Here is a 25,641-nt window from a genome sequence, read left to right as displayed (position 1 = left end):
GTGGTTTAGTATATATTTTTATTTGTTTTAAAATTGGTATCTTAAACTAAGCGCAATATCAAAATCCAAATCGTCTCTAAAGTCTCCAAAACCTAGTTCTGGTCTAAAATCTAGAGAAATTAATAGCGGAATATCAAAATTATATTCTATACCAACATCTCCAGCTGCAAATGCAAAAGACTCGCTATCGTCTCCGCCAGGTATTGGAGAATCGAAACTATACGATCCAATACCACCACCTACACCGGCATACCAATTAAAATTACCATCTAATTGCCAAACCCATTGGTATAAACCAGCAAGCTTAAAGCCGTCATAGTTTTTTCCAGAGCGCCATCCTAAATCAAACTCTAAACGATTATTGCTATTTAAAGCACGTTGGTATGATATTTCTGCTCCAAAACCATCGCTATCTCCTAAACGTAATCCTATGGCATTGTCCGAGATACTTTGCGCGTTTGTATAAGTTATAGCTCCTAATACGAATACGGCTAATAAAAATAATTTTTTCATAAGTTTTTAGTTTTAGTTTAATTAAAATCTATATACGATTCATTTAGTAAAAATAGATCATATTTTTTTAATAAGAAGTTAATTACAAAAATAACGCCAAAAAGGTAAATATATTTTTACTTCTGTGTATTTTTTAAACTAGCTTATTGAGCTTAACATCTGTGCTTTCAAAAATTTTGTCAGCAGAATTAGCTATAAACCCCTTAAAAAGAGTTCCTTCTTTAGTAATATGCCTATATGCAAACTCATAATAACAAGAGGTTATTTCTTTTACGCCTTCTTCAAAACGCACATTTATTTTATCGGCCAAAATACTAGATTGCTCTAAAAGTAATTCAGGACTTCCTTTAATTTCTCCTCCAGAAACATTCATCTTAAAATTATTTTCTTTTAAAAAGGCATTGACTTCTTCGAGAGTATTAAATGTACTTAACTCATTTACATTTATTGTAAAATGATTAGAGCAAAAACCATTAACATATAACCAAGCGGCATATTCAGATTCGTTTAATAAAGTATTATATAACTCAAACGAAGGGGTACTCCATAAACGACCAGAAAACACTAACTCTTCTGCATTTATTGTACTAAAATCTACAGTGTTTAAAGTGTTTTTAATAATAGATTGTGTCTCTATAGAACAATCACTAGTTATCAATTCGCTAATAAATACCAAAGGCGCATTTTTGTCGGTTTTATGTTCAAAATGTTTTGCATATAATTTCTTTTTAGGGAAATGATAGTCGTTTTTAAACTCGTAACCATTGTTAATAAATGCTGTAGCTAAAACATTAATATTTACTCTAGGGTCATCAAAAGTTCTAAAAGCAACATGATCGTTTGCAATAGTGTTTCCTTGAGATTCAAATAACTGTTTTACTTTTTGAGCAGAAGGTGTACGCTCAACGTATTCATTCCATAACTTGTTAAATAATACTGTAGTAGTCATAACTATAAATTTTATGCAAGCAAAATTAAATCAATTTAATTATTTATACGGCATTAATTGATTACTTTTGTTTATTGATAGTTGATATTTTTTAAAATAGACTTCTATTGAATTGAATAATAGTTAATTTGATTTTTTAAACTTAAATTTTCGTGACAAATGAGTCAACTTGATTACATAGATAAACAAATTATATCCGAATTAAAAGCAGATGCTAGAAAAGCATACTCTAAAATTGCTAAAGATTTAAAAATTTCAAACTCTTTAGTGCATCAACGTATTAAAAGAATGAAAGATGATGGCGTTATAAAAAAAGCAGATTTAATTTTAGACGAAAAGAAAATTGGGTATAGTACAAAATCCTATGTAGGCATTAGGTTAAAGGAAGCTCGGTTAGCAGCACAAGTTGTAGATTATTTAGAAAAAATACCAGAAATTAAAGAATGTAATTATGTCTCAGGTAAATATGCGATCTTCGTATTAATCTATGCTAAAGATAACGATCATTTAAGACAAGTTTTGTATAATCAAATACATGAAATAGATGGAGTTGGAGGTACAGATTCATTCATCTGTTTTACAACAAATTTTAATAGATCTATACCAGTAATTTCTTAAATAAAATAATGGAAAACACTAAATTAGAAGCATTAAATACTCTTTTAGAAGGAGAACTACATTACGACACTTTAATGCGTACGCTTTATGCAACAGATGCCTCTGTATATAGAATGTTACCAATGGCTGTGGCATACCCTAAGCATAAACAAGATTTAAAAACATTAATAGCTTTTGCTAAAGAACACAAAACATCATTAATTCCAAGAACAGCAGGAACGTCTCTTGCAGGACAGTGTGTAGGAGAAGGTATCGTTGTAGATGTTTCTAAGCATTTTACTAAAATTATAGACATTAATGAGTCTAAAAAAACAGTTACAGTACAACCAGGTGTTGTTAGAGATGCATTAAATAACTATTTAAAGCCATTTGGACTGTTTTTTGGTCCCAACACATCAACCTCTAATAGGTGCATGATTGGTGGAATGGTAGGGAATAACTCTTCAGGAACGACCTCTATTCAATTTGGAGTAACAAGAGATAAAGTTATAGAACTACAGACCATACTTAGTGATGGCAGTGAAGCTGTATTTGCTGAGATAAGTCCAGAAAATTTTGAAGAAAAAAAGCAACTAAGCAGTTTAGAAGGCCATATATACAAAACAATATATAATGAGTTAGCTTCAAAAGAAACGCAAAAGGAGATAAAAGACAATTTCCCAAAACCAGAAATTCATAGAAGAAACACAGGTTATGCAGTAGACGAGTTATTAAATACAGAATTATTTACAGAAACAACTGAAGCCTTTAATATGTGTAAACTGCTTACAGGTAGTGAGGGTACTTTAGCATTTACAACGCAAATAACACTTAAGTTAGATGAGCTTCCGCCAAACGAAGGCGTTATGGTAGCTGCACACTTTAACAGTATAGAAAACTGTTTAAAAGCTGTAGAACCAGCTATGAAACATAATCTATTTACTTGCGAAATGATGGATAAAACCATTTTAGACTGTACAAAACGTAATGCAACCCAGCAAGAAAACCGTTCGTTTATAGAAGGAGACCCAGAGGCCATTTTAATGTGCGAAGTTAGAGCAAAAACATTAGAAGAAGCACAGAACAAAGCCAATACACTTATAAAAGCTATAGAAGCCTCTAAGTTAAGTTATGCAAATCCAATATTATATGGAAATGCTATTAATAAAGCCAATGCATTAAGAAGTGCTGGTTTAGGTTTACTAGGTAACATTATTGGCGATAAAAAAGCAGTAGCCTGTATAGAAGATACTGCGGTAGCACTACCAGACTTAGCAAATTTCATTACAGAATTTACTCAACTAATGAAAGGGTTTAACCAAAGTGCTGTATACTATGCACACGCTGGCGCTGGAGAATTACACTTAAGACCTATACTAGACTTAAAGAAAACTGAGGATGTTGTATTATTTAGAGAAATAACTACAGATGTAGCTAAACTTGTAAAAAAATATGAAGGGTCTTTTAGTGGAGAACATGGAGATGGTATAGTAAGAGCTGAGTTTATTCCATTAATGATAGGTGAAGCTAACTATGAGTTATTAAAACGAGTAAAATCTACTTTCGATCCTTATAATATTTTTAATCCAGGTAAAATTGTAGACGCATACCCTATGGATAAAGCCTTACGATATGAGGCAGGACGAAAGGAACCAGAAATAGAAACACTTTTAGATTTTTCCGATTCTCTTGGTATTTTAAGAGAAGCAGAGAAGTGTAATGGCTCTGGAGACTGCAGAAAGGCGCCAGAATTTGGAGGTACAATGTGTCCTAGTTACCGTGCAACTCGTAATGAAAAAGATACAACGCGAGCAAGAGCAAATACGTTGCGAGAGTTTTTAACACAGTCAGAAAAAACGAATAAGTTTAACCATAAAGAATTAAAGGAGGTTTTCGATTTATGTCTAAGTTGTAAAGCCTGTGCAAGCGAGTGCCCAAGTAGTGTAGATGTAGCGAGTTTAAAAGCAGAGTTTCAGTATCAATATCAAAAAGCAAATGGCGTATCATTACGAACAAAACTTTTTGCTTACAATAATACATTAAATGAATTAGGAAGATTCTCTACAGGTTTAACAAATTTTCTATTTTCAAATAGTTTTACAGCTTCAATATTAAAAAAATCGCTTAATGTTGCTAAAGAAAGAAGTTTACCTTTGCTGTCAAGTAAAAGTTTAAATAAAGAATTTCAAGTATTTAAAAATAAAATAGTTAAAGGTAATTTTAAAAAAACAGTTTATTTGTTTAATGACGAATTTACTAATCATTTAGACACAACAATAGGTGTGGATGCTTTACACCTGTTAAATGCTTTAGGATACAATGTAGAATTAATAAAAAATGCCGAATCTGGACGCACATTTTTATCTAAAGGTTTATTAAAACAAGCACAAAAAGTTGCTAATAAAAATGTTACACTTTATAAAGATTTAATAACAAAAGAAACCCCACTTATAGGTATAGAACCATCAGCAATTCTTACATTTAAAGATGAATATTTAAAGCTAGCAGAAGATAAAGTTTCAGCAAAAAAAATAGCGAAAAACACCTTTTTAATCGAAGCGTTTATAAGTAATGAAATTGCTATTGGTAATATTAAGGAGACTCAGTTTACAACAGAAGTGAAAACTATAAAATTACATGGGCACTGCCATCAAAAAGCATTAAGTAACCAAATACACAGTTTTAATGTTTTAAATTTACCTAAAAACTATAAAGTTACTATTATTCCAAGCGGTTGCTGTGGTATGGCAGGTAGTTTTGGTTACGAAAAGGAACATTATAAGGTTAGTATGGATGTTGGAGAGCAAACCTTATTTCCTGCTATAAGAAAAGCGCCAGAAACCACCATAATTTCTGCTAATGGTACAAGTTGTAGGCATCAAATTAAAGATGGAACTTCTAGAGAGGCTATGCATCCAATAAGTATTTTAAAAGAAGCCTTATTATAAACTAGTCGTTTGGCTTTACAATAGTTATAGCCGCAATTAAATCTTGCATATCCATCTCTTTAATGTCTTCATCTGCAAAGAAAGGCGTACGTTTGTCATTATTATAATTGTACACTTTCCAACGTTTAAACTGGTACTCTAAAGCGGTAAAGTTTTCTACCCAATCTCCAGAATTTAAGTAGGTAACTTGGCCATTTTTATTTTTTTTAAGTAGCATTTTGGGTTGGTGTATGTGTCCGCAAACAACATAATCATAACCATTTTCTATAGCTAAATCGGCTGCAACGGTTTCAAAATCGCTAATATATTTAACCGCTCTTTTTACACTGTTTTTAATTTTTTTTGATAACGAATAACGCTCTTTACCTAAATAAGTTAATCCCCAATTTATTGCACGATTAATTAAAATAAGTAAGTCGTAACCATAACCACCAAGCTTAGCTAACCATTTTGCATTTTGAATGGAAACATCGAAAACATCTCCATGAAAAAACCAAGCTTTTTTACCATCTAGATCTAAGACTTTTTTATCTACTATAGAAATATTACCAATTGTAGTTCCACTAAATTTACGAAGCATTTCATCATGATTTCCAGTAATATATATTACTTCTACACCATCTGCAGCGAAATCCATTATTTTTTTAATAATGCGTAAATGAGATTTTGGAAAGTAGCGTTTTTTAAACTGCCAAATGTCTATAATATCTCCATTTAAAATTATTTTTTTAGGATCGATACTATTTAGGTAAGTTAGTAGCTCTTTAGCATGACAACCAAAAGTTCCGAGGTGAACATCTGAGATAACAACTACTTCTATTTTGCGTTTTAAATTCAAAGTGCACGTGTTTTGTTATACAAAATACGCGCACTATTATTACTTAAATGTTAGCAGTCAGTTATTTAATGTTTATTAAAAACTAAACCCTATTATTTAGTAGAAAATAAAGTTTATTCTGCAACCATATAATCTGTTAACTCTTGTATGTTAGTTGTAGATATAGAAGTAGGAATACCCCCTAAATCTATTCCGGCAGCTTCTAATGCTGTAATAGCTGCGGCACTAATAGAATATCCAGAATTCGCTTCAGAGCGAACTAAACCAATATCTTTTGCAAAAAAGTTATCAATAGATATAGCATCTTGAGGCTCTATAATATCGATATCTATAGGGAAACCTGCAACAGTAACTGTTGTAACAACCTTTAAATTAACTTTAAAGTTAGCTTTTAAAACATCATTGTAAGTTTCTCCATTTAAACTCATAGAAGCAGAACTCCCTAAAGCTTTTGTTGTTATAACATAAGTAATACTAACTGGAAATCCGTTAAAATCTTGCTGTACAGTATTTGTAGTAGTAGATAATTCTGTTCCATTATTAGCATCGACATCATATAATGCTATATTATTTAAATTAATATCAAATTCAATTAAATCACTAATTGCAGGAGGTAACTCTAAATTACCATTTATAATTAATTTTGTGTTAGTACGCGATAATGTAGTTGTTGTTAATAAACCATTCATGGTTCCATTAGCAACAGTATTGTTGTTAGCTTCTAATGTAAAGTTTGTTGCTGTTTCTGTAGCTACAGAAATGTCATCTGTAGTATTCGTAGTTTCATTAGTATCATTATTAGTATTTGCTACATCATATTTCCAAAAATCATTTAAAGTAGAAGGATAGTAATTTGCGTTTGTAGCTGTTTCTTCACCACCACCATTTCCTCCTTGGTTATCAGAATTATTATCATCAGAACAAGAAGTTATTGTAAATAAGGTAATTAAAAATAGTGAAGTGTATTTGTATAATTTCATAGTGTTGGGTTTTATGATTTTGCGAAAGTAATTTATTTAACTTAAAAACTATAAACTTAAATTACAATTTTTGTTTCTGTGATATAAAAATTACATTAGCATAAAAATAAATTATATGGCTGGTAATTCCTTTGGAAAATTATTTAACCTTACAACTTTCGGAGAGTCGCATGGTATAGCAATAGGAGGTGTAATCGATGGTTGCCCTCCGGGAATTGAAATTGATTTTAATGCTATTCAAAACGAAATGAATAGACGTAAGCCTGGGCAATCTGCAATAGTTACACAACGTAAAGAACCAGATGAAGTAAAGTTTCTATCAGGTATTTTTGAAGGTAAAACTACAGGAACTCCAATAGGTTTCGTTATAGAAAATGCAAATCAGAAATCTAAAGACTATTCACATATTAAAGACGCGTATAGACCTAGTCATGCAGATTATGTTTACGATAAAAAATATGGACATCGCGATTATAGAGGAGGAGGCCGTAGTTCTGCAAGAGAAACGGCAAGTAGAGTAGTCGCTGGAGCTATTGCTAAGCAAGTGTTAAAAGACATACAAATACACGCTTTTACATCTTCTGTAGGCGATATATTTATAGACAAACCCTATCAAGATTTAGACTTTAACAATATAGAGTCTAATGCAGTACGCTGTCCAGATGAAGCATCAGCAGAAAAAATGATTGCCCGTATTAAAGAGATCCGTAAAGAAGGAGATACTATTGGCGGCACCGTAACCTGTGTACTTAAAAATGTACCTGTAGGACTTGGAGAACCTGTTTTTGATAGGTTACATGCCGATTTAGGTAAAGCTATGCTATCTATAAATGCAGTAAAAGGGTTTGAATATGGTAGTGGATTTTGTGGAGCAAAAATGAAAGGGAGTGAGCACAATGACCTATTTAATGCAGATGGTACAACAAAGACAAATTTATCTGGAGGTATACAAGGCGGAATAAGTAACGGAATGGATATCTATTTTAGAGTTGCGTTTAAGCCCGTAGCAACAATAATGCAAGTACAACAAACAATAGATAAAGACGGAAATATAGTAGAAATGCATGGTAAAGGAAGGCATGACCCTTGTGTAGTACCAAGAGCAGTACCAATAGTAGAAGCTATGGCAGCAATGGTACTTGCTGATGCTTTTTTACTAAATAAAACATATTAATTACGATTAACACAAAAATTAACTCTTAAACTCTAAGAGCTCATTAAAAATATTATAGATGAAAAGACTAGCATTACATTGGAAAATTATAATAGGAATGGTACTAGGTATCATTTTTGGCTTTATAATGAATTCCGTAGATGAAGGTAAAGGGTTTGTAAGCGATTGGATTGCGCCATTTGGAAAAATATTTATCAATCTATTGAAATTAATAGCGGTTCCATTAATACTAGCATCTTTAATAAAAGGGATTTCCGATTTAAAAGATATTTCTAAAATTAAAACTATGGGACTTAAAACCATAGGGATTTATATTGGTACAACATTAATAGCCATTATTATTGGTTTAAGTATTGTTAATATAGTAAAACCTGGAGATGGAATGCCTCAAGATACTATTGAGAAAATAAAAATGAAATACGAAACATCTTCGGGAGTTATAGATAAATTAAATAAAGCTACGGCACAACAAGATTCAGGGCCTTTACAAGCCTTAGTAGATATATTTCCTAGTAATATTTTTAAGGCAATGGGAGAGGCTAAAATGCTTCAAATTATCTTTTTTGCATTATTTGTAGGGATTTGTCTATTATTAATTCCAGAAAAGAAAGCAAAACCATTAGTTAATTTTTTCGATTCGCTTAATGAAGTTGTTATGAAAATGGTAGACTTAATTATGTTATTTGCACCGTATGCCGTTTTTGCCCTATTAGCAAATGTTATTATTGCTTTTGATGACCCAGAGATTCTTTTAAAGTTACTAAAATATGCACTTTGTGTTGTATTTGGGTTAGTTTTAATGATAGGGTTCTACATGATTTTAATAAAAGTATTTGCAAAAAAATCACCATTATGGTTTTTAAAACAAATAAGTCCAGCGCAATTATTAGCTTTTTCAACGAGCTCAAGTGCAGCGACCTTACCAGTAACAATGGAGCGTGTAGAAGAGCATATTGGTGTAGATAAAGAAGTTTCTGGTTTTGTATTACCAGTAGGAGCCACAGTAAATATGGATGGTACAAGTTTATACCAAGGTATTGCGGCTGTTTTTATAATGCAAGTTATCTGGCCAGAAGGCTTAACTTTTACTAACCAGTTAGTTATTATTGCAACAGCTTTATTAGCCTCTATAGGTAGTGCGGCTGTACCAAGTGCAGGTATGGTAATGTTAGTTATTGTATTAGAATCTATAGGCTTCCCAGCAGAATTATTACCAATAGGATTAGCACTAATATTTGCTGTAGATAGACCTTTAGACATGTGTAGAACAGTAGTAAATGTTACTGGAGATGCAACGGTTTCTACATTAGTAGCTAAATCCTTAGGAAAGCTACACGAACCAAGACCAGTAGAATGGGATGACGATTACCCAAAAAAATAAAATAGATTTTTTCAATTTTTAGTTTAACTTTATTTGCCTAACCAAATTTATAGAATATGAATGTTTGCTTTTTAATGTACCCTTGGGAGAAAATAGATCCAGAAAACGACAGTAGTTTAGCACTAATTAAAGAGTGTGTTAAAAGAGGTCATGGTGTAGCATTATGTACACCCGCTAACTTAACAATACGTAACAGTGTTACAAATGCATTTTGTACAGTTGTTAGTAGAATGGATAAAGTCCCCTCGTCATTAAAAGCATTTTACAAAAAAGCGGTATTAAGAGAAGAGATGTTACCACTAGCTGGTTTCGATACCATTTTTTTTAGAGCAAACCCACCACTAGACCCTATAATGCTTAATTTTTTAGATTCGGTAAAAGATGATGTCTTTATTGTAAACTCTTTACAAGGCATGCGAGAAGCTAATAATAAACTATATACAGCCGCATTTGGAGATGCACATAGCAACATTATTCCCAATACCCATGTATCTAAAAACAAAAAATATTTAGTACAACAAATAAAAGAATCAACAGCAGATAAAATGATTCTTAAACCCTTAAATGGTTTTGGAGGCTCTGGTGTTATTTTAATTGAAAAATCGGCAATGAGTAATATAAACTCTTTACTAGATTTTTATATCACAAGTAGTGATGGCTCATCAAACTATGTAATTCTTCAAGATTATATAGAAGGAGCAGACCAAGGCGATGTACGCATATTAATGCTTAATGGAGAACCAGTAGGTGCTATGAGACGAGTACCAGGAACAGACGATCATCGCTCTAATGTATCAGCAGGAGGTAGCATACAAAAACATACACTAACAAAAACAGAAAAAGCATTGTGTAAACAAATTGGTCCAAAATTAGTTAAAGATGGACTTTATTTTGTGGGCTTAGACGTTATAGGAGGGAAGCTTGTAGAAGTTAATGTCATGTCTCCAGGAGGTATTACATACATTAACAAAATCTACAAAAACAAAGTTAGAGTAGAAGAAAAAGTTATTGATTTCTTAGAAAGTAAAGTCCTAGATAACTTAGAAGCCTTTAACAGGCGTTCACGTTTGCGTAAAACAGTAGAAGACAGCAAATAATAGTACTCCCAAAAAATAGGTTTTTAAACCTTAAATCTGTTAAAGATTAAATTGTATTAAACAATGGTTGGGCAAGCAAAAGGTTAGAAATAAAACATATAAAATTGTATTTTGAATATAATTACTAAAATAAAAACCCCTGTTGTTTCAGTAGACTGGTTACATCAAAACTTATTGAGTGAAAACCTATTAATTTTTGATGCAAGTATTCCAAAAGTTACTGCAAATAAAATAACAACAGTTAAAGAACAAATACCAAACACCCAATTCTTTGATATAAAAAAGGCCTTTAGTGATGCGTCAGGTCAGTTTCCAAACACAATACCTTCAGAAACACAATTTGAAACAGAAGCACGAAAACTTGGGGTAAATAAAAACAGTGCCATTATAGTTTATGACGATAAAGGGCTTTATTCTAGTGCTAGAGTTTGGTGGCTGTTTAAACTATTTGGGTTTACAAATGTAGCCATACTTAATGGCGGTTTACCAGAATGGGTAGCTCAAGGCTATACAACCGAAACGAAACAGCACCATTCTAGACCTGTAGGAGATTTTGAAGCCAATTTTAAACCAGAATACGTTGTCTATTTAAAAGATATAAAAACACTCCCAAACGATGCAAGTGTGGCAATTATAGATGCTAGAGCTTCAAACCGATTTAATTGCGAAGTTCCAGAGCCAAGAGAAGGGTTAAGAAGCGGTACAATACCAAACTCTAAAAACATACCATTTACTAATTGTTTAGACAATGGAAAATTAAAATCTAAAAACGAACTACAGAATATATTCAGTACCATAATAAATGATGTAAATAAACCCGTTATATTTACATGTGGATCTGGTATTACAGCCTGTATTTTAGACCTTGCAGCAACAATAGCAGGATATAAAAACACTAGCGTTTACGATGGATCTTGGACAGAATATGGTAGTTTAATTACCAAATAACATGCAAAAATTAACTGTAGAACAAATTATCTCTAAAATAGAAGCCGAAGAAACATTCCATGCCGTTTCTAGCGACTACTCTTTTACTTTAAAAATAGAAAATTATGTACCCTATGTTTGCGGAGCTGTACACGATGGGCACCAATTTAGAAAAACGTTATGGGATAATTGCCTGCACACAGAGTACGAACGTTGGTACGAGGAAGACCCAGAAACAAAAAACATGGTTATTTCTCACCCTATCATATTAGCAGGATGCGATTCGCGTTTTGAATACGACTTAAATAGAGCTCCAGAAACAGCAATATACAATGATGCTTGGGGAAAAGAACTCTGGAAAACACCATTACCAGATACCGAGAGACAAAAATCGTTAGAAAAACATAATGCTTTTTATAAAGTAGTACACTCATTAATACAAAAAATAGAATCTAAGTTTGGCCTTGCTATCGTTTACGATATGCACAGTTATAATTGGAAACGTTGGGATAGGGAAGTACCAACATGGAATCTTGGAACAGCCAATATAGACAATAACCGTTTTGGTGAAGACATAGAAGCATGGAGACAAAGTTTAAGCGAATTACAATTGCCAAATGGTATAAAATCTACTTCAAAAATTAACGATACATTTCAAGGAAATGGATTTTTCTTAAAATTCATTACACAAAACTTTCAAAATACCTTAGTTTTGGCAACCGAAATAGCAAAAGTATACTGCGATGAGTATAACTATATAATGTATCCCGAAGTCGTTTCTGCAGTAGAAAAACAACTTAGAGTGCGTGTTATAAACCATGCAAATGCATTTTACAAAAGACATAATAAATAATGATGACTGAAGATGTTGTAAAAGTCCACGGAGATTTAATTAAAATAGATAACGATTTGCACGATTTGGTGCAAAGAATAGAGTTACTTAATTATATTAATCCGTTAAATATAGAAAGCGAAAAAAAACATTTCTTTTCTTCTAAATACAACTATAATCCGCAATTTAAATACCCGAAAATTAAGTTTAATGGTTACGAATTACATAGAAAACTATTTTCGCAAAAATTAAAACGAATAAACGATGACGATATAAGAAACTTATATAAAGATATCATTTATGAATATTCTGGGTTAATAGAATGTATAGAAACAATAGGACAAGGCAAACGATTTTATTATAACAGCTTAAAAAGTTTTGGCACACCTACCGAGTGCGATATAGAAAATGCTAAATTTATTTTACGCTTTGATGATAGTGATTTTGAAGAAGATTTACTACCAATGTATAATGCAGATGATGCAATTGCCTATTTTGAAGAATACGCTAAACGTTACGATTTTGAATATATCATAAAAAAATCGACTAATATTTCTGCGGCAGCAATGGTTTTAAATAACCAAAAAACATTAGTACTACATAAAAACCATAAGTATAGCAAGAACCAATTGAAAGTTTTAGCAAATCATGAAATAGGAGTCCATTTAGTAACAACATTTAATGCCGTAGAACAGCCTTTAAAAATATTTTCTAATGGTCTACCCAATAATGTAGAAACACAAGAAGGACTAGCTGTTTATGCAGAATATATGTCTGATTGTTTAACTATTAACCGATTAAAAGAACTAGCATATAGAGTTATAGCAGCAGACTCTTTAGCCAAAGGCTACGATTTTAAGTCTACTTTCCATTTGTTGCATAACCAATACAAACTAAACAGAGATAAAGCATATATAATAACACTACGTATACATCGTGGCGGTGGTTTTACAAAGGATTATTTGTATTTAACAGGTTTAAATAAAATATATAACTATGCAAAAACGGGCAACGATTTAAATGTTTTATTAACAGGTAAAGTTACTTTAGAGTATAAAGATGTTATAGAGAAAATGCAAGCATTAGGTTTAGCTAAACCTTCTAAACATTACACAGATGCGTATTTAACAAATAGTAACTCTAATAAAAACTTCGATTTTATATTAAATAGTTTAAAACTACAGTAAACCACTAAAGCTTTTGGTATTTTATAAAATTTAAAAGAAATAAAAGTTTATTTAGCCACAGATAATACAAATAATATAGCGTACAAAAAATTGCGTAATAGTTATTTACTTCCTTATTTACAAGTGCTATAAGATTTATTTATGTTAAAATAATCACAATCATTAATAAATTCTATGGTAAAACCAGTGTATTTAACTAATTTTACCCCAAAATTTGACAAAAATATTTATGGACATTTTATTAAAAGAAGCATTAGAATTTGAAAACGCTAAAATGAGTCATATGTCAACTAGTGATCGTGTAGCAGCTTCAAGAGAAGCGAAAAGGCTTATATTAGCATTAAACGAAATATATAAAGAAACAAAGGACTCCACATTAATGGACGTTATGAAGCGTTTAACTGAAAAGAAACGCAAAATTGAAAAACGTTTGCATGGTAGACCAACAGAAACTATCTAGTTACATATTATTAAAACAAAAAGCTCAATTAATTTTGAGCTTTTTTTAGGCCTAATTATTATCTAATTTAACGTATTTAGTACATATTAAATCGAGACTAATAAATTTAAAAATTATATAAATAGTTTACGTATATTTTATAATTATGCTATTATATTTTCTGTATTAATGTTCATAGGTATAGCTTTATTATTAGTAACTATTGCTACTTATGTTGTTGACCATTTTTTAGAAGAAAGAGCAGTAAATTATTATCAACACTTAAAAGATTATAAATTAAATAATTAAATCAACTCATTTATGATTATAACTAAAGGCATACGTTTCTCAACCATGTTAAGATGGTCTGGATTCCATTTTGTGTGGTTAATTCTTTTAATGGCGTCAATAGCAACTCTATATCACTTTGGTATTATTAACTTCAAGATACCGTGGGTTCCAGTATCTGTTATAGGTACAGCATTAGCATTTTATGTGGGTTTCAAAAACAACCAATCGTACGATCGCATGTGGGAAGCTCGAAAAATTTGGGGAGGCATTGTTAATGAAAGTCGAACCTGGGGAATGTTAGTTGATGGTTTTGTATCTAACTTATTTGCTACTGAAAAGATATCTGAAGAAGATTTGAAAGCAACAAAACGAAAATTAATTTACAGACACATCGCATGGTTATATGCGCATAGAAGCCAACTTTTAGCAACAACTTCATGGGAACACGCCAGTCAAGGCGGACATATTGGAAGAACAGCTAAATACTATCAGAAAAAATTTGGAGTAGGTTTAATTGATGATGAAGTAACCCGAACAGAGTTGAAACTGTTTTTACAACCAGAAGAACATGATCGCTTAATTAATAATGTTAACACGGCAACACAAATTATTAATGAACAATCTAGAGCCTTACATAAACTACGAAAAAAGGGGTTAATAGAAGATTTTAGGCACATGGAAATGGAAAATGTTTTACGTAGCTTTTATACACTTCAAGGAAAAAACGAACGTATAAAAAAGTTTCCACTACCAAGACAATATGCCAATATGAGTAGGTACTTTGTAGGCATATTTATTGCATTATTACCATTTACTTTAATACCAGAAATGTTTGAGTTAAGCGGTTGGGCTCAATGGTTATCTATACCCATAACAGCTTTAGTAGGATGGGTTTATATTTGTATGGAACTTGTAGCAGATTATTCTGAAAACCCATTTCAAGGCATGGCAAACGATATTCCTATGCTATCGTTATGTAGAACTATAGAAATAGATTTAAGGGAAATGCTTGGAGAAACTAACTTACCTCCAAACATTAAACCTAAAAATGGTATTTTAATGTAATTTAAAACTTGTTTTTTGCAAGTGTATACTTAATAGAACAGAGTGTATTGTGCGTAAAATAGAATTAATTATTACATAATTTAGTCATACTACGCTTATAGGTATTACCTACAGGTATTTTATGTGTAGTAATTAAAATTTGGTGTCTTTCAATAGACTTTATCTTATCAATAGCAACAATAAACGATTTATAAACTCACAAAAAATTAGCTTTCCTAAAAATAGATGAGTAATAGGATATTTTTTAATGATTAATAATCATGTCTTCATTTAAAAAACATTTGGTATAATTACTACAAGCTTCAATATATAAGATAGTTTGGCAGGAGCATACTAAACAAATAAGCAATACGATTTAGCTGTAGAATTGGCAGAAAACAGAAAGTATTGTTTATTACAAAGCTACTTTAGAGTGGTTAAAAGTAAAATGCATGAAAGAAGAAAATCACCATGTAGAGTCATAATTGTTAACTCTTTAAACAAAACACTCTTCGCATTTACCCTGTATTAATATCTGTGAAACCTCTATTTTTCGTTTATCAATTTTTGGGATTGTAATATTTACTGGTAAACAATCTACTTTACCACAATTTGAACATTGAAAATGAGGATGATGATCTTTATGTCCTGAAACAGAACAATCACTGCACTTTGCGTACCATTTATTTCCATTTTTTCCTAGAAATGAATGTAAAATTTTATCATCTTCTAATTTATCTAAAATACGATAAATTGTAGTTTTATTCATTTGTGAACTAAGTTGCTCTACCAATGCAATAACAGAAATTGCGCTAGAATTCTTCTCGAATTCATCAAGCAATATTTTTACTGATTTAGTTTTTCTTAAAATGCCCATAATACAAATATAATATAATTTTAATGCAACTAAGTTGTATTAAAATATGTTTTATACTATATTAGCAACTTAGTTGCAATAACCTGTGAGTTATTAAAATTAGTTATTATTCTACATTTTTTGGTTAAAATGGGAAAATGAGCCTTTGGAATCTAATAATGAGGATTTTTAATCTTATAGTTGGTTAATCTATAAGAAGAAAAAAATAAATTCTAAAGGCCATTTTTTTTATTAAACTAAATAGTAATTCATGTACATAAATTAAAGGTTTGTAATAAAATAGTTAAATCGATAACTAGACATTATTTTAATATTAAATTCTCCACAGAGTAATCCTATATTAAAAGTGTACTGTAATACGCTTTCCCTTATACAAGGACAGTAGCGAAGTACAATGTGTATTCAGCATACATATTAAAAGATATAATTAACCTTAAAGAGTTTAAAAGCTAAATAACCACTTTGGCAAACCTTCATTTAAAATATTTTGCGTCTTTTTTTATTATTTACGTCTATAAATAAATCAAAGATTTATTTTTACAACTATGAGCACAGAAATTATACACGTTTGGAATGATATGAATGACCGATTAACAAATTTTGTTAAAGGAAAAGTTAAGGACCCTGAGCTTACAAAAGATATTGTTCAAGATGTTTTTTTAAAAGCATTTACAAAGTTCGATACGCTAAAGAACAAAGAAAAATTGGTGTCTTGGATTTATCAAATTACACGTAACGAAATAATTTCTCATTTTAGAAAATTAAAATTCGACACACCTTCTGATGCTATTGAAGCACAAGACTATTCTAACGATTCACTAACTTCAGAACTAACACATTGTATTAGCCCGTTTCTAAATTCACTTCCAGAAAAATATAAACAAGCCATTATTTTAGCAGATATTGAAAACATACCACAAAAAGAAATAGCAGAACGGTTAAATATTTCGTATTCAGGAGCAAAATCGAGAGTACAACGAGGTAGAGAGTTATTAAAATCTTCATACGATCAATGCTGTGCTATATCTACAGATGTATATGGTGATGTAATAGATTACAAAGCAAAAAATTGCAACCCATCTTGTGATTAATTATTTTTTTGCGTCTTTTTTTTTAAGCTAGCGTCTATAGAGTGAAAATTAAATTAAAAACACTTTAAATAGATATAGTATGTCAAAAGAAATTATAGAACACGTAAAAGAAGCTTATACAAGAGTTGCAAATTCTGGAGCTGGTTGTGGTTGTGGACCAACAGCTTGTGGGTCGCCAGCACAAGACTGGACATTAAGCGAAAACTATTCTCAAGTTGAAGGTTATGAAGCAGATGCAGATTATGCATTAGGTTGTGGTATTCCAACAAACGATGCAAAAATTAAAGAAGGCGATACTGTTTTAGATTTAGGATCTGGTGCAGGAAACGACGTCTTTGTTGCTCGCCAAATTGTTGGAGTGTCTGGTCATGTTATTGGCGTAGATATGACCGAAGCTATGATTGAAAAAGCAAATGAAAACAAACAAAAATTAGGTTATACTAATGTAGATTTTGTTTTAGGTGAAATAGAAGCTTTACCTTTAAAAGAGAACTCTATTGATGTTGCTATAAGTAATTGTGTGCTGAACTTGGTTCCAGATAAAAAGAAAGCCTACCAAGAAGTATATCGCGTATTAAAACCAGGAGGACACTTTAATATGTCAGATATTGTGTTGAGAGGTAGGTTACCAAAAGGTATTATGGAAGCTGCAGAAATGTACGCAGGTTGTATTTCGGGCGCTTTACAGCAAGAAGACTATATACAAGCAATAAAAGATGCTGGCTTTAAAAACATTAGCCTTACTAAAGAACGCATTATAGATATGCCAGATGATGTGTTAATGAATTACGTATGCTGCCCAGAAGAATTAGAAAAATTCAAAACAAGTAATAATAATGTTATTAGTCTTGGTGTTTACGCAGAAAAATAATCTTTTTTTTATAACAGATTAATAACATTTTAGCCTTACTAATAAACGTAAGGCTATTTTTTGCGTCTTTTTTTAGATGACACGTCTATAGATTGAAAATAATATAAAAATAAGGATAATGGATAATTCAAACAACACAGATTGCTGTGTATCAAACAACAATTCATCAAATAAAAATTTTGTTATGAAGAAAAAATTTGGGCTAGGTATATTAGGTCTAGCATTCATTTTTGCTTTTATAACAGCTTTTAAAAGTTCGCCTAAAGCCGAAGTATCTTGTATTAAAACGATAAATACTCCAACACTATCTATTGCAGATTTTGGATGGATAAAAACAGACAAAAAGGTGGCTTATGTCGTTTTAAAAGGTAATAATACAAGTCAGAATAAGGAAATGACCTCTAAAGTAGAAAGTATAGTTAACGAATTAAATACAACGGAAGGTTCTGCCTATTTTATTGCTTTAGAAGCAGGTAATGCAAATTATAAAGATGTGGTTTCTAAATTAAAAATAGAAAAAACACCATCTATTGTAGTTTTAGGAAAAAGTGCAACAAAAATAAACGCAAAAGATGTAAATTCAATGAATCTAATTAGAGCCTATGATGCTGTTTTAACTACAAAGGCATCCTGTACAACCACTAAAAATGCTAGTTGCACAGGAGAAAGTAAAACGTCTTGTTCTCCAAAACAAAAAGCGGCTTGTAGTGGTTCTAAAACATTAAATTAATACAGATGTTAGAACACTTACAACAATGGACTAATGGTGTTATTGAAAGTCAATTAAATTCACCATTGTTTTTTATTGCTATTCTAGTATTAGGCCTAGTTGCGGCAGTTGGTTCTGCTTGTAATGTTGGTGTTTTGGCAGCAGTTACTAGTTATGCTGGTTCAGAAACTAGTTCTAAAAACAAAGCCTCACATTTAAAAACAGGGTTATCGTTTTTATTAGGAAACATTATCTCATTATCGCTCGTAGGAGCTTTAACAGGTTTAATTAGTGCTTCCATAGGTCAAATAGTTGGTCAATACTGGACTATTATCGCAGGTATTCTAATCGTATATTTAGGATTAATGAGTTTAAATATGCTTCCTTTTAATTTAAAAATAGGATTAAATGCCTCAGCTAAAGTATCAAAACTAGCAAATAAAAGCTTTTTGTTTGGTTTACTCTTAGGAGGTTTTGCTACAGCATGTTCTGTAGGATGCAGCCCAATATTTCCAATTATTTTAGGTACGTCTTATTTACAAGGCAGTCTTTTTTTAAGCTGGTTTACATTATTTGTATTTGCCATTGGTTATAGTATTCCTTTAGGAGCATTATTAATTGGCATTGGTTTTGGTTTCAACAAGTTTTCAAATAAACTCTTAAAAAACAAGAAAATTATTAGTCAAATATCCGGAGTTACATTAGTTGTACTAGGCTTCGGGTTACTATTAGGTTGGCTATAAAATATAATATTAAACAATTAATTATGAGCAATTTTAAAAGAAATTTCACATTCATTTTAGTACTTATTACTACCACAAGTATATACAGTCAGAGCTCTATTTTTTCATCAATTCACGAAATATAAGCTATAAGTAATCATTATAAAGAATTAAAGTCGTTAAGTGGCGAAAAGCGAGAAGCTTTTGCAGCTATGGATAATATTGTTTATCCAACAGATAATTATTTAGATTTTATATTGGTTTATGCCTTAAACAAACCTCATTACTTAAGTTCTTCTCAAGTAAATTTTATTACTAACTCTGTTAGTTTCCCAGCTAATAGCTCGGAGCAAACAAGAGCAGAACTCGATTTTTTACTCGATTTGCAAAATAAGAGAACAGAAAAGCAAATAGAACGTGTTATGCAGTTAGCCAAAATAGGGTATTGGCCTCATAAAAATCATACAAAAACAGATGATAGATATGAGCGTAATGAAAACGACCTATTTTTTATGGCAAGAGAAGTTTCTGGAGAAAAATATAATGCTAAAGATTACCCAAAAACAACAAAATTATTAAAAGGAGTAATGCATGATACTCGTTTAATAGAATTTGCCGTAAAATTCAACTTATTAAGAGCAAGACCTTATCATTTAGATAAAAATATAAAGCCTTTAAGTGAAATACCAACACCATCATTTGCAAGTGGTCATACACTTTTGGCTTATATTCAAGCCTATACTTTAAGTGAATTAGCGCCAGAAAAAAGAGCTGAATATATTGCGTTAGCTTACAACATTGGTTTGTCTAGAGAAATAATGGGTGTACATTTCCCTAGTGATGAAGAAGTAGCAAGGCAAATTGCCCATAAAATATTGATGCTTAGTTGGCATACCGAAAAGTTTCAAAACGATTTTGAGGCAGCAAAAAAGGAGTGGAACTAATTAAATTTATAAAAAAGGAAAATGAGTCAATTTGATACAATACATAACATAGAACATAACTTTGCAAAGTATAATCCAAACTATTTAAAAAGCATGTTTGGCGCAACAGAAGTAATGCCAATGTGGATAGCAGATATGGATTTTGAAATAGCAAAACCTATTCAAGATGCTTTACAAAAATTGGTAACTAGAAATATTTATGCTTACGAGTTTAATACTGGAGCTGTTTTTAAAGCCATTACAGATTGGAATTTAAAGCGTCATCAATTACAATTAAATCCAAAAGCGTTTGTGCAAGTTTCTAAAGTTTTAACAGGGATTGGGGTGCTAATTAGAGAATTATCTAAAGAAGGAGATGGTATACTTGTACAAACACCAGTTTATCATCAATTTTTTAAAGTTATTGAGTCTGCAGGTCGTAAAGTCGTTTATAATAAATTAAAAATCGTTGATGGTAAGTATCAAATGGATTTTGAAGATATAGAACGCAAGCTTAAAACATTAAATATTAAAGCAATATTGCTTTGTAATCCTCATAATCCAATAGGTCGTGTCTGGACAAAAGAAGAATTACAAAAGCTAGTACATTTGGCTAACACGTATAATGTTACTATTATTAGTGATGAAATTCATTCAGATATAGTGTATTCAAAATCAAGATTTAATAGTATTGTTTCATTAGAAAGTAGCGAAAACCATATCGCGGTTTTAGGCTCACCAGCCAAAACATTTGGTATGCAGAGCATCTCTAATGGTTATATATATATTCCAAATCAAGACACATTAAAACAAGTAAAGTACACCATTGGTTCTTTATATTTAGATCATGGAAGCATCCATTCTGCAAATGCAACAATAGCAGCATACACAAAAGGAGGGGAGTGGCTTGATGATTTATTAGTGTATCTTGAAAAAACAATGTATTGGATTGAAAATTTTATTCAGAATGAATTACCAGAAGTAACATTTTTTAAGCCAGAAGGCACCTACCAAATATGGTTAGATTTTAGTAAACTTAACGTATCTAATGCAGCGTTAAAACATTTGTTAGTACATCAAGCAAAATTAGCTTTAACCCCAGGAGATTGGTTTGAAAGTTCACACACGCAATTTATGCGCATGAATGTAGCTTCTCCATTATCCAAAATTCAACAAGCCTTTCATCAATTAAAAAGCGCCATAGATGAAGGTATAGATTGTTCTTTTAATGAAGAGGAAACAAATAATGATTGTTGTTCTGCTTCATGCTAAATTTATAATGGCTTTATGATAAAATAAAGGTATATGATAATTTAATAATAAGAGGAGGTCAAGCAGGGCTTTCTGTTGCTTACTTTTTAAGAATTTAATAATACAGGTTTAAAATAACTTCTTTTTTAAAGAATTACTTTTATCTACAACTTGTACTTGCTTACAAACCCAAATTACTCCTCATTAGGTCTTTTAAAGAAATTTCAATGCTATTGGATATATTTGTACCTATGACTGTAATAAAAACAATACTTATAGATGATGAACAGAGAGCCAGAGACGTTTTGGTAAGTTTATTAAACAGAGCCACTACAAATATAGATATTATTGCTACTTGCAGTAATTTAGAAGAGGGTATAAAAAAAATAAAAGATCTTCAACCAGATGTTGTTTTTTTAGATGTTCAAATGCCTAACTATGCGGGTTACGAAATTGTACGTTTTTTTGATGAAATAAACTTCGAAATTATATTTGTAACCGCATACGATCAATACGCTATAAAAGCGTTTGAGTTAAATGCTATTGATTATTTAGTTAAACCTATTGATAGAAATAAATTAAATATCTCACTTGAAAAATTACAAAAAAAGTTAAAACAACAAAAGCAATTAATTGATTACCATTCATTATTAAAAACTATAAAAGATAAAAACTATAAAAAAATAGTGCTTCCCGAATTAGGTAATAGACATATTGTTGATTTAAAAAACATTATTGCTCTTGAAGCTAGTGGTGCCTATAGTATTATACACTTAAAAGAAAATAAAAAAATTACTACGAGTAAAAACCTTAAATATTTTGAAGAAATCCTTTCAAAAGAATCTTCTTTTTTTCGTTCTCATAGAGGATGGGTTATCAACTTAAATTTTGTAGATTCTTTAAATAAAACAGATTTAGTTGTAATTTTAGCAAAAGGTAGTCTTAAAGTAAAAATATCAAGAAACAAGATAGAAGATTTTGAAAAAGCTCTTAAATAGTTTTCTATTAAAAATAATACGCTTCCTAGCTAAAGTTTTAATACTAATACTTTTTTTTACTTCTTTTATACTGCATGCACAAAAACCTACAGCAATACACCTCTCAGAAAAAGAAGGATTACCCGATAAAGAATTTTATGATATCCTAGAAGATAGTAAAGGTTTTATATGGCTATGTGCAGATAAAGGACTGTTTCGTTATGATGGCAAAGAATACAAGAGTTATACCAATACCAAGCAAAGAGGCTTATCAACTTTTAACATTCAGGAAGATAACTTAGGCAATATATGGTGTAATAATATTTCTGGACAGTTTTTTTATACGGAAAACAATCAATTAAAACTTTTTATAGATTTAAAAAAACAACTAAAAGGAGAATTAGCAAGTTTTATTATTAAACCTAATTATTTATGGGTATTTACTGCGATAAAGATTTATAAAATAAACATAAAAACTAAAGTTATTAGTGTTATTAATGATCCTACAAAACGTTATGGAAATCCTTTTGTACATAATAAGGCTATTTTTTTGGGTTCTGACGATTTCATCTCTAAAATCTCACCAGACAACTCCCTTAAAAAATTAATAAAAATAAACTTAGATATTAAAAACAAAAACGGAAGGAGAATTGTTCAAGGAAAATCTCAAATATTTAAAGTTGAAACTTCTCTATTTTTTAGGCAAAATAGAGCAGGTACTAATACTTTTTTTCAATTTGATGTTTCAAAAAAAAGTTTTCAGACTGTAAAAGGATTAGAAAATATTGCTAATAACTTAATTTATGAAACATATGTAATTAATAATAAAATTTGGTTTGGAACTAGAACCGGAGTTTGGGTGTATGAATATATTGGGAAACGTTTTCTTTTTAAAAAGCACTTTTTAAAAGATAAAAATGTCACTAGCATCATAAGAGATAAAGATAATAATTATTGGTGTACTACATTAAACACTGGTATATATATTATTCCTAATATTAATATTGAAAAAGGTAATATCTCAACTATAAATAAAAACATTAGTAGTTTAGATAAAATAAATGATAGTATCCTATTATTTGGACTCAAAAATGGTAATATAGGTTTTTATAACACTCATAATCATCTACCAAAAATTATAAACTTACCTACTAAGGATAGAGTTTCTAATCTTATATACCATCCAAGTGGAAATATTATTGTAAGTAAAGATCAATCTTCTTATATAATAAACTACAAAACCCTTAAACGCCTAAAAACTAGAATGTTTAACAATGTAAAAAGCTTTTTAAACTTAGGTAAAGGTGATTTATTATACACAAATCATATTCAAGCTAAATCTATCAATGAATTTGCTATCAAAGAAAACAAAGAAATATTTAAATTTATTTCTGACGAAAAAAGAACCTATACTTCTTATTATGATAAGAAAACTAGAGAAGTTTATATTTCTTATGTGGATGGCTTAATGGTTTATGACAGCGTTTGGAACGCTAAACGAATTCAATATAAAAACAAAACTATTTACGGTAAATCTATAACAAAAACAGCAAATGGTGTTATTTGGGTTGGTACTTTTAAAAATGGTATTTTCAAAATAAAAAATAATTCCGTAATTAAACATTACACTACTAAAAATGGATTAACATCAAATAGCATTCAAAAAATTAAAGCAGATGAAAATGAATTATGGATTGCAACAGATAATAGCATTCAAAAGTTTAATAGTGCTAGTCTACAATTTAAAAAATTAACAAAAAAAGAAGGTATTCCTTCTTATGATATCTCTGGTATAGAATTCGTTAACGATAAAGTATTTTTCTCTTCTAATGTTGGATTATTTTCTTTAGACAAGAAAAAAAGCTTTAAAACATATAATCCAGATGTTTATTTTAACATTTTTCAAATTAATGAGAAAGATACGTTGGTAAAATTAGGATATGTTTTAAATCATACTCAAAATACTATAAAAATCGGGTTTAATGTTAAAGGTTTTTCATTTAATCAAAACGGAAAATACAAATACCGATTACAAGAATTAAATAATAATTGGACCACTACAGAAACAGGAATAAGTACCGTAAAATATAATAGTTTACCTTCAGGAAAATATACATTTCAGGTACAACCATATATAGACGGTAGCCAAAAAGAATATGCCATAAAAGAGTTAGAATTTACAATAAAAGAAGCGTTTTGGAAAACTTGGTGGTTTATTTTAGGCGTCTCATTATTTGTTTTTGGAAGCGTCACCCTATACTATAAACAAAAAATAAGAAATAAAGAAAAAGAACGCCTTGCACAATTAGAAAAAATAAACTTAGAAAAAGAATTAATTTCTCAGAATTTAACAGCCTTGCGCTCGCAAATGAACCCGCACTTTATATTTAATGCCTTAAATTCAATACAAGATTTAGTTTTAAAACAAGACACAGACACATCATACGATTATATTGTATTATTTGCTGAATTAATAAGAAATACACTTAATTATTCTAGTCAAGATTTTATTCCATTAGAGAAAGAAATCGAGTTTTTAAATATCTATTTACAATTAGAAAAACTACGCTTTGGAGACGATTTTAATTACCAAATATCTTCTAACCCCAATGAAGCCTTAGAAATCCCCTCATTACTAATTCAACCTTTTATTGAGAATGCTTTAATTCACGGATTAATGCATAAAGCAGGAAAAAAAGAACTCTCTGTAACATTTAATTTTACTAATAATGTATTGCAATGCGTTATTACAGACAATGGTGTAGGAAGAGAAAAAAGTAAAGGAATAAACAAGCGCCAAGGTAACCAACACGAATCGTTTGCTTTAAATTCAATAAAAAAGCGTTTAGAAGCCTTTAAAAAACAATATGATGGTAATATAGGGTATCATATTGAAGACTTATATAAAGAAGGAATGGCTATAGGTACTAAGGTAATTGTTTCAATGCCATTTAAAACGTTATTTTGATTAGATGAAATTGTATTATTAATCTTTTTACAAACTCAAAGTGCTATTCATTAAC

At 30.4% G+C, this 25,641-nt stretch carries 23 protein-coding genes; 18 read left to right on the top strand and 5 right to left on the bottom strand.

The window, feature by feature from the left end:
* Positions 1 to 27: 27 nt before the first annotated feature.
* Together ACVC08_RS15570 and ACVC08_RS15565 are read right to left on the bottom strand one after the other, a co-directional pair.
* Positions 28 to 513: a hypothetical protein gene (locus ACVC08_RS15570; protein ID WP_452602725.1), complete on the bottom strand. Its 486-nt coding sequence runs from the start codon at positions 511 to 513 to the stop codon at positions 28 to 30.
* Between the two features lie 133 nt (positions 514 to 646).
* A complete protein-coding gene (locus tag ACVC08_RS15565; protein ID WP_452602724.1) occupies positions 647 to 1,462 on the bottom strand; it encodes a 2-oxoadipate dioxygenase/decarboxylase family protein in 816 nt (271 codons plus the stop codon).
* Positions 1,463 to 1,621: 159 nt separating this feature from the next.
* On the opposite strand from ACVC08_RS15565, the gene ACVC08_RS15560 reads away from it, so the two are divergent.
* On the top strand, positions 1,622 to 2,080 hold the full coding sequence (locus ACVC08_RS15560; RefSeq protein ID WP_452602723.1) for an Lrp/AsnC family transcriptional regulator: 459 nt from the start codon (positions 1,622 to 1,624) through the stop codon (positions 2,078 to 2,080).
* Positions 2,081 to 2,088: 8 nt separating this feature from the next.
* On the top strand, positions 2,089 to 5,007 hold the full coding sequence (locus ACVC08_RS15555) for an FAD-binding and (Fe-S)-binding domain-containing protein (RefSeq protein ID WP_452602722.1): 2,919 nt from the start codon (positions 2,089 to 2,091) through the stop codon (positions 5,005 to 5,007).
* 1 nt (position 5,008) lies between these two features.
* Here the strand turns inward: ACVC08_RS15555 and ACVC08_RS15550 are convergent, their stop codons facing one another.
* Together ACVC08_RS15550 and ACVC08_RS15545 are read right to left on the bottom strand one after the other, a co-directional pair.
* Positions 5,009 to 5,845 (bottom strand): UDP-2,3-diacylglucosamine diphosphatase, encoded by an 837-nt coding sequence (locus ACVC08_RS15550; protein ID WP_452597700.1) that lies wholly within the window; start codon positions 5,843 to 5,845, stop codon positions 5,009 to 5,011.
* A 113-nt stretch (positions 5,846 to 5,958) separates the two neighbouring features.
* Positions 5,959 to 6,825 carry a hypothetical protein gene (locus tag ACVC08_RS15545; protein ID WP_452597701.1) on the bottom strand — a complete coding sequence of 289 codons (867 nt, stop codon included), beginning with the start codon at positions 6,823 to 6,825 and terminating at the stop codon, positions 5,959 to 5,961.
* Positions 6,826 to 6,940: 115 nt separating this feature from the next.
* On the opposite strand from ACVC08_RS15545, the gene aroC reads away from it, so the two are divergent.
* The 8 genes from aroC (at position 6,941) to ACVC08_RS15505 (ending at position 15,218) form a co-directional block, all read left to right on the top strand.
* A complete protein-coding gene (gene aroC, locus ACVC08_RS15540) occupies positions 6,941 to 7,999 on the top strand; it encodes a chorismate synthase (protein WP_452602721.1) in 1,059 nt (352 codons plus the stop codon).
* A 58-nt stretch (positions 8,000 to 8,057) separates the two neighbouring features.
* Positions 8,058 to 9,380: a dicarboxylate/amino acid:cation symporter gene (locus ACVC08_RS15535; protein WP_452602720.1), complete on the top strand. Its 1,323-nt coding sequence runs from the start codon at positions 8,058 to 8,060 to the stop codon at positions 9,378 to 9,380.
* A 56-nt stretch (positions 9,381 to 9,436) separates the two neighbouring features.
* A complete protein-coding gene (gene gshB / locus ACVC08_RS15530) occupies positions 9,437 to 10,477 on the top strand; it encodes a glutathione synthase (protein ID WP_452597704.1) in 1,041 nt (346 codons plus the stop codon).
* Between the two features lie 111 nt (positions 10,478 to 10,588).
* Positions 10,589 to 11,425, top strand: coding sequence for a sulfurtransferase (locus ACVC08_RS15525; protein ID WP_452602719.1), 837 nt, complete (start codon positions 10,589 to 10,591; stop codon positions 11,423 to 11,425).
* 1 nt (position 11,426) lies between these two features.
* Positions 11,427 to 12,257, top strand: a complete 831-nt coding sequence (locus ACVC08_RS15520) for an N-formylglutamate amidohydrolase (RefSeq protein WP_452602718.1) — start codon at positions 11,427 to 11,429, stop codon at positions 12,255 to 12,257.
* Entirely contained in the window at positions 12,257 to 13,423 is a 1,167-nt protein-coding gene (locus ACVC08_RS15515; RefSeq protein WP_452602717.1) for a flavohemoglobin expression-modulating QEGLA motif protein, read from the top strand. The genes ACVC08_RS15520 and ACVC08_RS15515 overlap by 1 nt, the downstream gene beginning before the upstream one ends.
* Before the next feature lie 229 nt (positions 13,424 to 13,652).
* A complete protein-coding gene (locus ACVC08_RS15510) occupies positions 13,653 to 13,883 on the top strand; it encodes a hypothetical protein (RefSeq protein WP_452597964.1) in 231 nt (76 codons plus the stop codon).
* A gap of 300 nt (positions 13,884 to 14,183) precedes the next feature.
* Complete coding sequence (locus ACVC08_RS15505) at positions 14,184 to 15,218, top strand: bestrophin family protein (RefSeq protein WP_452597963.1); 1,035 nt, start codon at positions 14,184 to 14,186, stop codon at positions 15,216 to 15,218.
* 475 nt (positions 15,219 to 15,693) lie between these two features.
* On the opposite strand, the gene ACVC08_RS15500 is transcribed toward ACVC08_RS15505, so the two are convergent.
* The gene (locus tag ACVC08_RS15500) at positions 15,694 to 16,074 is read right to left on the bottom strand and encodes a Fur family transcriptional regulator (RefSeq protein WP_452597962.1); all 381 of its coding nucleotides are present in this window, start codon (positions 16,072 to 16,074) and stop codon (positions 15,694 to 15,696) included.
* A 545-nt stretch (positions 16,075 to 16,619) separates the two neighbouring features.
* On the opposite strand from ACVC08_RS15500, the gene sigZ reads away from it, so the two are divergent.
* The 8 genes from sigZ (at position 16,620) to ACVC08_RS15460 (ending at position 25,586) form a co-directional block, all read left to right on the top strand.
* A complete protein-coding gene (gene sigZ, locus ACVC08_RS15495) occupies positions 16,620 to 17,165 on the top strand; it encodes an RNA polymerase sigma factor SigZ (protein ID WP_452602716.1) in 546 nt (181 codons plus the stop codon).
* A gap of 79 nt (positions 17,166 to 17,244) precedes the next feature.
* Complete coding sequence (arsM, locus tag ACVC08_RS15490) at positions 17,245 to 18,036, top strand: arsenite methyltransferase (protein WP_452602715.1); 792 nt, start codon at positions 17,245 to 17,247, stop codon at positions 18,034 to 18,036.
* Positions 18,037 to 18,220: 184 nt separating this feature from the next.
* Entirely contained in the window at positions 18,221 to 18,766 is a 546-nt protein-coding gene (locus tag ACVC08_RS15485; protein ID WP_452602714.1) for a hypothetical protein, read from the top strand.
* A gap of 5 nt (positions 18,767 to 18,771) precedes the next feature.
* Entirely contained in the window at positions 18,772 to 19,488 is a 717-nt protein-coding gene (locus ACVC08_RS15480) for a cytochrome c biogenesis CcdA family protein (protein WP_452602713.1), read from the top strand.
* 191 nt (positions 19,489 to 19,679) lie between these two features.
* Positions 19,680 to 20,411, top strand: a complete 732-nt coding sequence (locus ACVC08_RS15475; RefSeq protein WP_452602712.1) for a phosphatase PAP2 family protein — start codon at positions 19,680 to 19,682, stop codon at positions 20,409 to 20,411.
* A 21-nt stretch (positions 20,412 to 20,432) separates the two neighbouring features.
* The gene (locus ACVC08_RS15470; RefSeq protein WP_452602711.1) at positions 20,433 to 21,662 is read left to right on the top strand and encodes a MalY/PatB family protein; all 1,230 of its coding nucleotides are present in this window, start codon (positions 20,433 to 20,435) and stop codon (positions 21,660 to 21,662) included.
* A 230-nt stretch (positions 21,663 to 21,892) separates the two neighbouring features.
* Positions 21,893 to 22,639, top strand: a complete 747-nt coding sequence (locus ACVC08_RS15465) for a LytR/AlgR family response regulator transcription factor (RefSeq protein ID WP_452602710.1) — start codon at positions 21,893 to 21,895, stop codon at positions 22,637 to 22,639.
* Complete coding sequence (locus ACVC08_RS15460) at positions 22,620 to 25,586, top strand: histidine kinase (RefSeq protein WP_452602709.1); 2,967 nt, start codon at positions 22,620 to 22,622, stop codon at positions 25,584 to 25,586. The genes ACVC08_RS15465 and ACVC08_RS15460 overlap by 20 nt, the downstream gene beginning before the upstream one ends.
* Positions 25,587 to 25,641 lie beyond the last annotated feature (55 nt).

The sequence above is a fragment of the Pontimicrobium sp. MEBiC06410 genome (assembly GCF_053601615.1).
The sequence above is the reverse complement of the archived record's forward strand: the minus strand, read 5'-3'. Positions and strand labels throughout refer to the sequence as shown.